Source organism: Cytobacillus firmus NBRC 15306 (assembly GCF_001591465.1).
GTDB classification, from domain to species: domain Bacteria; phylum Bacillota; class Bacilli; order Bacillales; family Cytobacillaceae; genus Cytobacillus; species Cytobacillus firmus.
This window is the reverse complement of the sequence record NZ_BCUY01000016.1, coordinates 1-13,912: the sequence shown is the minus strand read 5'-3', so window position 1 is coordinate 13,912 and position 13,912 is coordinate 1. Positions and strand designations below refer to the sequence as shown.

At 40.2% G+C, this 13,912-nt stretch carries 9 protein-coding genes; 6 read left to right on the top strand and 3 right to left on the bottom strand.

All coding sequences use genetic code 11. The features are described 5' to 3' along the window. Nucleotides 1-16: 16 nt before the first annotated feature. From BFI01S_RS06965 to BFI01S_RS06955, 3 genes are all read right to left on the bottom strand, one after another. Nucleotides 17-2,089, bottom strand: coding sequence for an NHL repeat-containing protein (locus tag BFI01S_RS06965; protein ID WP_061791956.1), 2,073 nt, complete (start codon nucleotides 2,087-2,089; stop codon nucleotides 17-19). Between the two features lie 100 nt (nucleotides 2,090-2,189). After that, complete coding sequence (locus tag BFI01S_RS06960) at nucleotides 2,190-3,755, bottom strand: hypothetical protein (RefSeq protein WP_061791955.1); 1,566 nt, start codon at nucleotides 3,753-3,755, stop codon at nucleotides 2,190-2,192. Nucleotides 3,756-3,765: 10 nt separating this feature from the next. Further along, a complete protein-coding gene (locus tag BFI01S_RS06955) occupies nucleotides 3,766-5,226 on the bottom strand; it encodes an MBOAT family O-acyltransferase (RefSeq protein WP_061791954.1) in 1,461 nt (486 codons plus the stop codon). Between the two features lie 146 nt (nucleotides 5,227-5,372). On the opposite strand from BFI01S_RS06955, the gene BFI01S_RS06950 reads away from it, so the two are divergent. The 6 genes from BFI01S_RS06950 to BFI01S_RS06925 all read left to right on the top strand — a co-directional run bounded on the left by BFI01S_RS06950 (nucleotide 5,373) and on the right by BFI01S_RS06925 (nucleotide 13,605). Then, entirely contained in the window at nucleotides 5,373-6,605 is a 1,233-nt protein-coding gene (locus BFI01S_RS06950) for a CAP domain-containing protein (protein WP_235831125.1), read from the top strand. Between the two features lie 20 nt (nucleotides 6,606-6,625). After that, complete coding sequence (locus BFI01S_RS06945; protein WP_061791953.1) at nucleotides 6,626-7,543, top strand: anthrax toxin lethal factor-related metalloendopeptidase; 918 nt, start codon at nucleotides 6,626-6,628, stop codon at nucleotides 7,541-7,543. A 172-nt stretch (nucleotides 7,544-7,715) separates the two neighbouring features. Next, nucleotides 7,716-10,178, top strand: a complete 2,463-nt coding sequence (locus tag BFI01S_RS06940; RefSeq protein ID WP_061791952.1) for a phosphodiester glycosidase family protein — start codon at nucleotides 7,716-7,718, stop codon at nucleotides 10,176-10,178. Between the two features lie 266 nt (nucleotides 10,179-10,444). Then, nucleotides 10,445-10,852 (top strand): hypothetical protein, encoded by a 408-nt coding sequence (locus BFI01S_RS06935; RefSeq protein WP_061791951.1) that lies wholly within the window; start codon nucleotides 10,445-10,447, stop codon nucleotides 10,850-10,852. 233 nt (nucleotides 10,853-11,085) lie between these two features. Further along, nucleotides 11,086-11,793, top strand: a complete 708-nt coding sequence (locus BFI01S_RS06930; RefSeq protein ID WP_061791950.1) for a C40 family peptidase — start codon at nucleotides 11,086-11,088, stop codon at nucleotides 11,791-11,793. A gap of 84 nt (nucleotides 11,794-11,877) precedes the next feature. Then, the gene (locus BFI01S_RS06925) at nucleotides 11,878-13,605 is read left to right on the top strand and encodes a transglycosylase SLT domain-containing protein (protein ID WP_061791949.1); all 1,728 of its coding nucleotides are present in this window, start codon (nucleotides 11,878-11,880) and stop codon (nucleotides 13,603-13,605) included. Nucleotides 13,606-13,912: the final 307 nt, after the last annotated feature.

Sequence of the window (13,912 nt, the reverse complement as noted above, 5' to 3'; positions counted from 1 at the left end):
GAATTTTTATTTCTTTCTATTTAGGTTCGTATTTCCACATGTCTGCTTCGTTTCTGAAATATATATGGCCATTCTGATCGATGGCTAAGTCATGGGCACCCTCTTTTTTGATCAGTGTGACTTCCATTGTTTTCGGATCTGCTTTAAATAAAACGCCTTCTACTGTTCCATATAGGTAATGGTCCTTTCCGAATTGCAGATTCGCATTTTTAAAGCGGCCGGAAATGGCTGGTACAATCATTACCTGCTTTGTTTGGCCGGATTCGATATCGTATTTAAACAGTTTTCCGTCTGCCATACCGAAGATATAGTTTTCTTCGTAAGAAGTTAACGCATTAATCATGGCAGCTTTTATTGGGAAGTTTAGCTCCTCTTTATCTGAAGGTGAATCAGATGGAAAGCGGAATAACACTGCATCACTCTTTGCATGCTCATGGTTGGCATACACCGATGTTCCACCATAAATATGATTCCCGGCTTGTACCAGTGAAATGATGCTTTGGTTTTCTATATAGTCTTCATAATTAATGGTTTCTTTTGTTTCAGGGTTATAAACAGACAGCAGTCCGCCGCCCGTGCTGGTTTCAGGATATGTGCCTATGAACAGCTGGTTGGTCTCATTAATCCCAAGCATGGCTGTTGGCCTTTCTTGGCCAAGGTCTTTATAACGGGCAATTTCATTTATACTTTGGCCTTCAAACGGTTTTGTCAGATCGTATTCCAGGATTCTCGCTTTTGGATAGGCTCCAAAATATAGCTTGTCATTTAAGTATGCCATAGATTCAACCTGGCTGATGCCCTTCACTTCTTCTGTTTCGCCGCTTGCAATGTTAAAGAGGCCGAGTCCGCCAGACATATAGCCATTAATAATGATCTTATCTCTATCAGGTGTCACTCCCATTGTATATAAAGTGACTGGAAGTGGAGCAAGTTTTGCCTGATGAATTTCAAATTCCCGGGTCTCTATATTATAGGTAAAATATTCCCCGTTATTGCTTAACAATCCCGTCAGTGTGTACCCGGGATAATCCTCTGTTCCCATTTCCACAAAATCTAAATTTATAACGTTCATTCCTTCAAGGGGAACTTCCATTTTTACCGTTTCCTGAGTTTTAAAATAATAAGCGTACAGCTCTTCATTGTTTGTATAATACACAGCTTCTTCTGCGGGTGACTTTACAGACACGGTTTTAGACGTCGAATCAAACTCATCAAGCAATTCTAATGTGTTCTTGTTAAAAACCAGCACTTTGGGGCTTGGATCCAATTTGGCAAATAAATACTCACCTGCCACTTGAATATCTGATACGTATTTCTCCATCCGGTATTCCCAAGGCAGGAAACGATCCCTGATTTTCGTGCGGATATTATAGCGGATAAGTTCGGCCTTAGATCCGATTCCCATGAAAATACTCTCTTGTTCTTCATCAAAGTAAACACTTTTTGCAAATTCTTTGCCTCTTATTATTTGGCCATAGTCTTTTCTTTCACCTGTTTCAGGTATATAGGAAAATACCGTTCCATTATAAGCTGTGGATCCGTATATTCTTCCTCCGGAGGCGTGCAGGTCTTGGATAGAGGTATCCCGGCTGTGCTTTAATTTATTTCCATAATCAGTCAGCTTTTTAGAGGAAGGATCATACTTGTAAATATGTCCTCCTGATGTTCCCCCGATCCAGACGTTTTGATCAGAATCCACATCAATTCCCCAGGCACTTGTGGAATGTTCAAGTGTGTAAGTCTTTTCGGTTTTTCCAGTGGTCAAGTTGACGACAGATAAAGCGGATGGAGTCCCGTGCTGGATGATGTACATATAGGGCTTGTTTTCAGGTGATTTCCCGTAGGCTGCTGCCAGGGCAGTTCCGTGGAATACCTGGGGCCCAATCTTTTCGATTGTCGGGTCTATCTCTTCTTTTAGCAATTGTGATGGATCTGCTTCTTCTTGAGAAGGTGTCTGGCTGTCATCCAATTCAATACTCTCCTCCTGATCGGTTAAATCTTCTGCGTATGCTGCACTGGAAAAGAAAACGGGTGCGGCAATGAGAGATGCGGCTAGAATGTAATTGACTTTTAACTTGGATAGATTCATATTTTCCCCCAAATACTCTTATAGTAATCAGTTCCTACATTACTATAATTATCCAATAAAGAAAAGAGCCATCTCCTCTGTTGGAGCATGGCTCTTCTCACTAGTAAATATCAGCAGCATCTATTTGGATCCATTGATCCTCTGAATCTGCATTCTTCCAATGGATTCCAACCATAACATTTTCGGCGCCTTTTCTGATTTCTTTAGATACTTTAAAGGAGCGGGAAATATCTACAGCAGGGATGGTATTATATGCTTTTCTTTCCCATTGGCCGTTCACCTGATCCTGGATGAATAATTGCACATCACCTGGATTGGCTGTTTTTCCTTTCAGAGAAACGATAAAAGTTAGTTCTTCAGAAGCAGAGATGTTCATGTCCTTTAGGCTGAAGCCAGTTTGTATCGCATTAGGGCTTTCGCTCATAGGTTTTAATGCCAAGCCGCCGGTACTTCCTTCAGTCACCTGGAAATTGCCATCCATTCCGAGCAATTTCATCGGCATCAGCTGGCTAAGCCATTCTTCTGCAGAAAATGGTTCGAAATTTGGCGGGACAAAAGAATAAGGTGTGCTCTTCGAACCGATGGGTATTAGGTAGTCATAAGCTTCTGTTTCTGCTTTTTTGATTTCCTTCTTAATCTTTACAATTTCAGATTCTGTATTATCTTTGTTCAGGGTAACTCCAAAATCTGAATATTTGTTTCTGTCATTCCAAATAGCCTGAACTATTTTTGTCCCTGCATCAGGAGTGAAATGATGCGAGTCTATAAAGTTTGGCAAATGCCTTGTCATTTCGTTTATATCCATAAAGTGATGAACAGTACCGAAGGTTTCCGTCAGATCCATAAGCCAGCGCTCATAACCCTTCAGGTATTCCTCATTCTGCATTTCAATGACAAAACGCGGAAGGGTAACAGGTGTTGTGTAGACAATAAATTTGGTTTTCGGGTTTTCATCCTTAAGCTGTTTCAGCATCTCCATTACTTTAGGGTCATACTCATAGGGTTCATTATTTTGGAAAAATTGATAGATATTCGTTTCAATTCTGGCTTGTCTTAATTGATCATCCACAGGGAAAGGCATAGCCACATTTTCACGATTATAAAATCTATGATCTATGAATACAGGTTGATTCTTTTTCGATGATTGATAAACAGATATAGATTTCTTCAAAGTATCAAAGGATGCAGTCGACTTGATTCTGTATAGATAGCTGTCAGCCTCTTCTGTATAGAACTCCGGTTTTTCTTCGGCGAGCTCGCGGTATTTATTTGTGGCAAAAAAGTCCAGGCCCAGGAAAATATATTCAAACGGTTTTCCGTTGATCTCCTTGGCGTAGTCAATATATCCTTTATACTCCTCTGCGTACATCGAGCTTACCGCAAAATTGAACACCTTCAAATCTTTAAAATCATGCTGGTTTATATAAGTTGAACGGCTGCTTCCCAATAAAAGGGCATCATACTGTTCTTCCCCATATTTAAATTTGTTTACTTTCTGCTGTCTTTCATTAAAACCCTGCTGCACATCATTCCATTCATTTTTATGCGGGAAAAGCCATAATGGATCTGCCGTATAGTTAAATATAGCAATCGGCATGGCGAAGAGACAGCCTAAAATCATAAAAGCAGCCAGGACTTTTAACAGCCATTGTTTATAAACATTCATGATAAACCACCTAAAAATTAAAATATAAGAACTCGCTGACTCTTGTCATGCTAAAGAAGGAAATCAGGAGCAATGCACAGATGAAGAACGCAGAAAACCAGGAAGGCTTAAGCTGATCCATCAATCTAACTGAGTTTTTAGCCCATAAAGTGACCGCGAAGGCACCTGCCAGTATGAAAAGCATATACAAAAGGGATGTATCAGTTGCAGCGTTAATAGAGAGTATTTCTACAGCCTGAACGGCTGCCGGCTCAAAAAGGGATGTGAGCTGTTCAGGCCATGTAAACCCGCTCATTCCGGCCATGCCTTTTAACACTTTTTCTGCATCTTCCCATGTTTGAGCTCTGAAAAATACCCAGGCAAAATTGACAAACTGAAAGGTGATAAACCAGCCAAGAAACTTGTTCATTTTAAAGCCAAGCTGATGCCACAAACGGTTCAGAAGTGATGCAGCTCCATGCAGTGATCCCCATAATATGAATGTCCAGCCGGCACCATGCCATAAACCGCTGACGAAAAAAACAAGAAAAACATTCACGTAGGTTCTGGAGATTCCCTTGCGATTTCCGCCAAGGGGAATGTATAAGTATTGGGTTAAAAAACGCGTCAGCGTCATATGCCATCTCTTCCAAAAGTCCTGAATATTAACTGCCTTATAGGGTGAGTTAAAGTTAACCGGAAGCCGGATATTAAATAAAAGCGCTGCTCCCATGGCCATATCAGTATAGCCGCTGAAATCGAAATAGAGCTGGAAGGTGTAGGATAAAGATACGATCCAGGCTTCGATAAAAGTCAGCACCTCTGCCTGGTCAAAACCAGCTGTGGCCCAGACAGCAAAAGTATCTGCAATAACAGCCTTCTTAAACAGGCCAATAGAAAAAATGAAAATTCCTTTCGCGAAATTCTCGTAATGAAACCTTCTATGTGTTTTTTCCCTGGAGAACTGGGGCATCATTTCGTTATGGTGCACAATTGGCCCAGCAATCAATTGCGGAAAAAAGCTGACAAACAATGCATATTTCCAAAAATCATATTCTTTCGTTTCTTTCCGGTAGGCATCAACAAGATAAGCGATCTGCTGGAAAGTAAAAAAGCTGATGGCAAGCGGCAAAGCAAGGTGTAATAAATCAAAATTTGTGCTTAATAAAGCATTAAGGTTGTCTATGAAAAAATCATAATATTTATAATAACCTAAAGCTGCAAGATTGGCAGTTACGCCGGCAGTCAAAAGCAGTTTGGCTCCCCGCCGGCTCCCGGCCTTTCCAAGCAATGTGCCAATATTGTAGTTCAGCAGCATGGAAATTAAAATTAATGGGAGATAGACAGGATTCCACCAACTGTAAAAAAATAAAGAGCTGATCACAAGCCAGATATTTCTTATAAAGAAAAGCTGCCATCTATTCAGTAAAAAATAGACAATCCAAACAGCAGGCAAAAAAGCAAAAATAAATTCATAGGAATTAAAAATCAAAGTATTCTCCACCTGTTCCAAAATGTTCGTGCAGTCCCCATTATATCATGGAAAGAAGCTGGTGGAAGGACCCCAACTTTTACTATACTGTTTACCTTAAATCTACTAGAATAGGAATAAGAATATTTCGAATTGGAGGGTGTATCTTGGGTAAAAAAAAGGTTTTGGCAGCCCTGTTTTTTGTGATTGCCATATTCATAAGTATTCCTCCATTTTCATCCGCAGATGCAGCGGAAAGGTGTGAAGGTTCAAGAGGGATCCAGCCGGTCTGGTGGGATGGCGCTGAACTGAAAGTCGGACAAATTGGCAGATTAACAGTCTTGAAGGATACACCTCTTTATAAATTATCAGGCAGCACAAAAGTTCAGCAGAAGATTTTGAAAGCAGGGGGAACTTACCGAATATATGCTTTTAAGCCTGACATGCTCAGTGTTGGAGGCGGCATGTACTTGAATCGGGATTCCAAAATAAAATACGAAACCCCTTCAGCTGCAAAAAAGAAAGCTCTTGCTTGTAAACAGGAATCCTTGGAAATCATCGGTGCTTCCATTAAACTAGGCGACAGCAAATCATCTATTGAAGCAAAATTGGGAAAGGAAAAGCGGGTATCTCTCGGTGAGTATGGCATTTCCTGGCACACTTATCATAATCAGTACCGGAATTTTTATATGATAGGGTACGTGGATAATAAGGCAGAATTCATTTATTCAACTAGCCAAAGACTATACATTTTTGGCATCTTTAAGGGCTCTTCCAGATCAGGGGTAACTTCAGCATTGGGCACGCCAATAAAGTACATCAATAAAAACAATGTAAATTATGTAATGGTCAATAATGATAAGCAGCAGACATATTATAAGAGAGATTCATACATTACTGTGTTCTATGATATTCATAAGAAAGGCAATGTAACTGGCATTCAGCTCATTTCAAGGAAGCTGGAGAACCGGAAGCACAGCCATTATGGCGCGCCTGGCTCCAGCCTTCAGAAGAGCCTGGAAATGCAAATGTTTGATTTGGTTAATGCTGCAAGGGCGGATAATGGACTGGCACCTGTCACCTGGAATACAGCTGCCCAAAATTCGGCGCGGAAACATAGTTTGGATATGGCCGAAAATGATTTCTTTGATCACATGAATCATAGAAACGAAAGCCCTTTTCAGAGGATGGAAAAGGAAGGGATTCATTATTTATATGCCGGTGAAAATATTGCAATGGGCTATTCAAGCAGCATTTTTGCTCATGAAGCTCTCATGAATTCGGCCGGTCACCGTAAAAACATCCTGAATGCTCAATACACTCATTTAGGTGCAGGGGTTCAGTTCCAAAAGGAAACAGCGATCCCTTACTATACACAAAATTTCTTTACACCTTATTAAATTAAAGGATGTGCCAGCACATGCGAAATAGAAGATTTATAGTGTTCCTTCTATTTTCTGCTTTGTTTATGGTTGCATTCCCGAAAGACAGTTTTGCTAAGGTCTATTGGGATGGAGCAGAGTTGGTTAAGGGGCAAATCGGCCGGGTAACTGTCACAAAACCTATCAACTTATGGCGTCTGGAAGGCAGCAGTCTTAAGTTTGTGCGCATCTTATATCCCAGAGATCAATACAGGGTATATGGCTATGTTCCGGAACGGCAGCAATACAGGGTTGGCGGAGCCTACTATATTACCAATATGAAAGACAGAGTTATATATGAGACCCCTTCAAAGTCTAAGCTGGCAGACTTGCATAAGTCCTACTCTGAACAGGAAGGACTTGTGAATCAGCTTATTATTGCTGATAAAGGCTATGAGCAGTCCCCAGAGGTTTCAAATATAAAAAGCAGAATCAGCAAAATACCTATCTCTCTATTAGGAAAATTAAAGGAAAAAGGGGTTAAGATTAAACTGACTGCTGCCCCAATCACCAATCTTCCTGAATACGCTTATCTGAAAGGGCAAGTGCCGAGAGGATGGGAAGGAACGAATAGAACCTGGGATGATGTTCCCGGCATTGGCGGTTCTTCGGTAGTGGCAATACGGATTGGTTACAGCGAGCCAGGAAACGGCCATAGCTCCAGCAACCTTGAACTGCATGAAATAGCTCATACAATTGACAGCCTGATATATAATAATCTATCGTCTGCGCAAGGTTTTAAAGAAATCTGGGGGAAAGAGAGAGTCCTTCTATTTGGGGATAATTCCTACTATAAAAATTATCCAGAAGAATATTTTGCAGAAACCTTTGCTATGTACTATTTAAATGAAGAAACGAGAAAATTACTTAAAAAGAAAGCACCATTAACGGCGGTGTTTTTTGAAAACCTGCAATAATGCAGTCTTGTCCTGGCGGGCAAGGCTTTTTTTTGTGGGAAAAAGGCCTATAGTTCAATATATTTAGGTAATATATACCATTACGTCTTTTTTGTAGAATCATAGGAAAATAATTGGTATTTTGTCGTATAATAGACTTATTGTTAAAATAGTACATCAGAGGGAGAGAGTAATGAAGAAGAAAATTTTATTGTGCTGTCTTTTGTTTTTGTCCGGGATCATATCCCCTTTTTCGTATGTTGCAAAGAAGGCTTCGGCCTCAGCGCCTTCCGTATATTGGGAAGGAATGCAGCTGGTTAAAGGCCAAATAGGCAAGGTGGATATCCTTAAGCCTATTAACCTATGGAAAAGGGAAAATAATAAATTGAAGTTTGTCAGAGTTCTTAATCCTGGAGAAGCATATAGGGTTTACCGTTATGATTCAGCTTTTGGCGGTCAATATGGTGTTGGAGGCCAGTACTTTGTGACCAACATGAAAGGCTATGTTCAATACAAAACGCCATCAAAGCTAAAACTTAAGCTTGTGAATCCTGAATTATATGGAACCAAACTAACTTTAGGAACAGTTACCCAGGAGCAGACAGCTGTGCTTGCACCTGGTGTCACACAGTCCAAGCTTTCTGTAGAAGGGTCTAAAGGAAATCAGGAAATCTACAAGCTGGATGTTGACCAAAAAACGAGCCAGATTTCTTTTGAGACTTCCCTGGCTAAAGACCAAATGATCGGATTCGAAACGGTTAACAGTATGGCACACCGTGAAGAATCCGAGGGTAAATATGTAATTGCAGGAGTAAATGGCGATTATTTTGATTCAAATGGAGCTCCAACTGATTTAACTGTACATAATGGTGAATTGGTTACCACGAATACAACTCCAGTCAATGAAAGAGCGATTTTCGGTGTCAGCTTCAGCGGAAAAGCAATGATCGGCAACCCGGAAGTTTTGCTTAGTGTGTCTGCAAATGGCCAGAAGCCGTACTTGATTAATTCTGTTAATAAACGGAGATTTGCGGGCCACTTGGTTCTTTATACACCTTATTTCGCAAGCAATACAATGACGAATGAATTAGGTACTGAAGTGGTGCTTTCGAATCTGACAGGGCAGCTGAATGGAAATGGCCAGGTCACTGCTACCGTAAAAGAAGTGATAATCGGAAAAGGAAGTGCAGCACTTAATCCTGGTGAGTTCATCCTGTCAGGCCATGCTGCTGGCAGTGATTATTTAAAATCACTCAAAGCCGGTGACTCCATTACGATTAACGCAAGCTATGATAAGCCTGAATGGGACCGGGTACAGCAGGCAATAGGCGGACGCTACCACTTGGTTAAAGGCGGGGAGGCAAAAGTCTTTAATATTGCAGGCGCCCACCCAAGAACAGCGATCGGAATTAAGGAAGATGGATCTGTATTTGCAGTGGTTATTGACGGAAGAAGAGTCCAAAGCAAGGGAGTCACTCTTACAGATCTGGCTAAGGTTATGAAAGACTTTGGAGCTGTTGAGGCCATTACCTTTGATGGCGGCGGTTCTTCCACAATGGTGACAAGAAAGCAGGGGGAAACAACAACAAGTGTGGTTAATAACCCTTCTGACGGCAGAGAGAGGAATGTCTCGAACTCCCTGCTGATCATTGCACGCAAGCAGGCTGGTGAGCTTTATAGACTGCTGGTTAACCCTGAGGAAATCACATTATTTGCTGGTGCATCCTATAAAGACTTGAAGATTGCTGCTAAAGGTGTCGACAAGAATAATAATCCTGTCAGCTTAAAAGATCCTATTATTTGGACATCGAATATTGGCCAATTTAATTCTGATGGATCCTATACAGCTTCAGACATGCCTGGAAAAGGTACGATTACGGTTGCCTCTGGTAAAGTCTCAGGCAATGTTTCTGTCAGCATTACGAACGAATTGGATTCAATCAAAGTTACAAAGGACACAATCACCGTGGATAAAAACGGAACTGCAGCTGTTCCTGCTGCCGGCTACCATGCAGACAAGGAGGTCGTAACAGATCCTGCAGCCTTTACTTACACGGTATCAGATAATTTAGGAACAGTTGAAAACGGAATTTTTAAAGCTTCCGGCAAGGACGGAATAGGCACAATTACTGTTTCACATGGTAAAGTATCCGCTGAAATTAAAGTGATCACTGGAAATCCAGGTCCTGTTATCATTGAAGATTTTGAAGGCGATATAAGCGGATGGCAAGCATCGGGAGCAAGATATGAGTCAGTAATGGCTGCCCCTGAATCGGTATATGTTAAAGAAGGAAAGAAATCACTAAAAGTGGCATATAACTTTATTGGAACAACAGGAACTTCTGGTGTTTATGCCTTAAAGAAAGAACCTATTCCAATCATGGGTTCACCTAAGAAAATTGGCATGTGGGTTTATGGCGATAACAAAGGACATTGGCTTCGCAGCCAGTTAAAGGATGCGGCAGGCAAAGAGGTTCAGCTTGATTACACAAAGAACCTTAATTGGACTGGCTGGAAATATGTTGAAGCAGATATTCCGGCAGGACTGACAGCTCCCTATTCATTGGAAATACCTGTAAGATACATGCAGGTTAGTGATGAACTTAAAAATAGAGGTCAAATCTTTATTGATCATATTCAGGCAGTGTATGAATGATTTTAGAAGGCTGAGTGCATAAACTCAGTCTTTTCTCTGTTTTTACAGACGGGTTACCATAAATTTAATATTGTATATATGTTTAATATATAATAGTCTTGTTATGGAAATATAGGGTGTAAATTGCAGAAAATTAGTAATTATGCTACTCTAATTACTGAAATTGTCCATAATTATATAATTGGGGTATAATGAAACACTAGTCTCATATATACAAATGCGGCTGTATAATAACATCGTAACATTGGAGGGAGTATTGTTAACCAATGGAACAGTCTAAAGAAATGCAGGATTTATTAAATCAATTAAAGGAGAATCCTCCTAAAATTATCGGCGGTTATAAGAAGCAGGGGTGGGCATCGAAGGTTCTGGAGAAGATCAGCAATGATCCAATCGAAAAAGAAGAAGATGGCACTATAACAGCTAAGGCTATTCTGGAAGCGAATAATAATACCTATTATCCATCTTTCCTGAACATAGATTTGTCACAAAAAGGCAAGGTGGCCGGAATCTACTTTATTGCTGAGAACGAAGATCAGTTTGATCTCATTCCATTTGAAATCGGGAAAAGTTTTTTGAAAATATCAGAAGATGCGCTTTTGCCTCTGAAATATAGAACGTTAGAAAAAATAGAGGGCGACGAATACCAGAGTCAATGGCCGCTATTTAGCTAAAAGCTGCAGACTATCTCTTAAAGATGGTCTGTTTTTTTGCGTATTTAGTGAAATTCTACATCTTTCGGTAGATTTCACTGTTTATTGTAATAACTTTGTAATATTATCGCGATATTGTTATGAAAATGAAATAGAATCTTGTCTATTAATAGGATAAAATCTAATTATCAGTCTAATTACATAATTTTTTGATAATTAATATATACCAAAAGTTTCACAGGGGGATACATACTATGAAAAAAGTCTTACTTAAGGCGCTGGTGTTATTGCTGGCATTGCCATTGATTTTTGCTCAGCAGTCTGCAAGTGCTGCAGAAGCAACTCCGGACAGTATTGTTAAGCTGGCAAAACAGATGCAAGGCGTTCCTTATAAATGGGGAGGAACAACACCGCAAGGGTTTGACTGCTCAGGATTTTTAACATATGTATACAGTGAGCATGGTGTGAAGCTACCAAGAACAACAGCAGATCAATATAAAACAGGAGAGTCTGTCAGCAAAGGGGAACTTCTTCCTGGAGATATTGTCTTTTTCACTACATATAAGCCTGGTGCATCACATGCAGGCATCTACACGGGAGACAACAAATTTATACATGCAGATAGTGATGACGGAATCATGATCAACAGCATGGATATGAGCTACTATAAAAGCAGATACATAGGTGCTAAGAGAGTTGTGCCACAGGAAAGCGTAAAGGGAATGGCTGCTGCCGTTCCAGTCAAACAAGGTCAAATCGGCATGGTTTATGTTAAAAAGAAAATCAATCTCTGGCAGCGGACGGAAAACAATAAGCTAAAGATTGTACGAATTCTAAATCCAGGCGAAAAATACCGTGTTTACAATTATGATACCCAGTTTGGAGGCCAATATAACCTCGGATCTCAACTTTATATTACAAATATGGAATCTTATATTGAATATGTTCCTGTTAAACAATAAATTTCCAAAATACGGTTAATAATCTATTAAACTCTTGTTATAATTAAAATAGCAAGAGTTTTTATTTTGTAGGAGGATATAATTTTGTCGAATAGAAAAGGTATAAAAATATTATTATCCACATCTCTCATTTTTCCGGCTGCCGCAGTTGTAACTGTCAGCAATACAGAAGCAGCTTCTATCACTCAAATTGAAAATGCTGTTCAAAAGTCTGTTTCAGCTTCTCAAATATTAAGAAGGGCATGTTCTATTGAATGGTCAGGAGATGGGGTAACCAGACCGTATGCAGAATATAACACCGCAAAAAAAGCTTATAGTGAAGCTATCAAGCTGGTAAATACTTTGAGCTCCAGCAAAAAGCAGGCATATTTGGCGAAACTGGATGAAAGCCAGCTTCAGATCAAGCGGGCCATTTATTATATTGATGCCATTTCCGCTGGGAAGAAAATAGAAGCAAAGAAGCACTTTTTGCAAAGCCAGCTGGAACAGGGTATCCTCTCAAGTGAAACAGTAAAGGCTTACCATGAGCTTTCATATGAAATTAAGAAACAAGCCGCTCTGCTGGATCCTGTCTATGGCAAAACCACAAGGGAAGCCATTCGTGCTAATTTTAAAGAATCTGCAGAAGCATTAAGGGATGAACTAAGTTATCCTGTAACCGTTAAAATGGCTCTTGATCAGGTATCAGCTTCACTGGCAAAAGGACAGAGTGAAACCGTTCTAAAAGAAGCCAAGAAAATCTTAATGTTCTTAGAGGTAACTCCTCAGGAGACATATAAAAAACAGCTGCGCACGGAATGGGAAACTCTCCAAGGGAAGATTCCTGAGAGCATGAAAGATGCGGAATACAAGGATCTATCCCTTCTTAACGACCAGGTTCGGGAACTCCGCGAACTAGTAAAGCCTGGTGTTTCCCATGCAAAAGTTCCAGCCTTATACGATTCAGCAGTGAAACTGAGCCAGGAAATTAAAAACCCTGCGTCTAAGCAGATGTTTACAGATGCCATTAAAAGTGAAATAAAACAGCTGCAAATGCCAATCGAAGATTTAAAACATCTGCTGACAACAAAAGCAGCTGCAGCCGGCATTCCTCCAGAATTAGTGAAAGCAATCGCTTTAACCGAAAATGGAGCATTTCAGCAATTCACTGAGCGTGGAGAAGTATTTAAAAGTCCTGATAACGGTTATGGAATCATGCAGGTTACGCCACTGGATGAGCATGATGACCGCTATAATTGGGAAAAAGCCAAATATGATATTGGCATAAACATTGAAACCGGAATTCAAATCCTATTAGAAAAATGGAAATATGCGGGTTCCAGAATTCCTGTTGTAAATGACGGGGATAAAGAGGTATTGGAAAATTGGTATTTTGCCATAATGGCATACAATGGACTATCTAAGTTCAACGATCCTAATTTCTCGGAAGAGCCTTATCAGCTGAAGGTATACAGCAACATCAGCAAGTGGGCACAGGTAGATGCTGAGGCGATTAATAAGGATGACTTGGAAATCTCTTATAACCCTTCAACTGGACAGGCTATCTTCAGCAGCAAAATGAAATATACAACCGACAAACAAACCCCATCCACTCAGCTATTTAAAAAAGGGGACAGCATCGTTATTTCTGGAGCTGCAACATTCCGTGATAAACCTTCAACTGCAGGTTCTGGAACGTCGCTTGCAAAGGGCACACGCATCACGATTCTGGATGGCCCTATTGAAGATAACAATAAATACAACCTTTTCAGCTGGTACAAAGTTTCAGTTAATGGAAAGGATGGCTATGTAGCATCTGTTGGGCTGAAATAATTATTTAATTAGAGGCTCCCATTGGGGAGCCTCTTTTTTATGGGGTGAGAGAAGTATGTATGTGAAGTGTGCAAATTGGAGGGGGGCAGCTGCAAATAATAGATTGATGTATTTTGCAAATGGAATGGTAGATTTGCAAATAGAGGAGGGAACCTGCAAATAGAATTCTGTGTACTGCAAATAGAATTCAAAAACCTGCAAATAGACTGAGTGATCTTGCGAAAATTTCCAATAAAGCGGGGAACCCGCAAATAGAAATTGTCATTCTGCAGATAAAGAGGCAGACTGCGACTGAAATTTAAAGAAC

Bases quoted from the DNA above. Each gene is read 5' to 3' on its own strand.
- BFI01S_RS06930 (WP_061791950.1), top strand. From the start codon at position 11,086: ATGAAAAAAGTCTTACTTAAGGCGCTGGTGTTATTGCTGGCATTGCCA.
- BFI01S_RS06940 (WP_061791952.1), top strand. From the start codon at position 7,716: ATGAAGAAGAAAATTTTATTGTGCTGTCTTTTGTTTTTGTCCGGGATC.
- BFI01S_RS06960 (WP_061791955.1), bottom strand. From the start codon at position 3,755: ATGAATGTTTATAAACAATGGCTGTTAAAAGTCCTGGCTGCTTTTATG.
- BFI01S_RS06945 (WP_061791953.1), top strand. From the start codon at position 6,626: ATGCGAAATAGAAGATTTATAGTGTTCCTTCTATTTTCTGCTTTGTTT.
- BFI01S_RS06965 (WP_061791956.1), bottom strand. From the start codon at position 2,089: ATGAATCTATCCAAGTTAAAAGTCAATTACATTCTAGCCGCATCTCTC.
- BFI01S_RS06935 (WP_061791951.1), top strand. From the start codon at position 10,445: ATGGAACAGTCTAAAGAAATGCAGGATTTATTAAATCAATTAAAGGAG.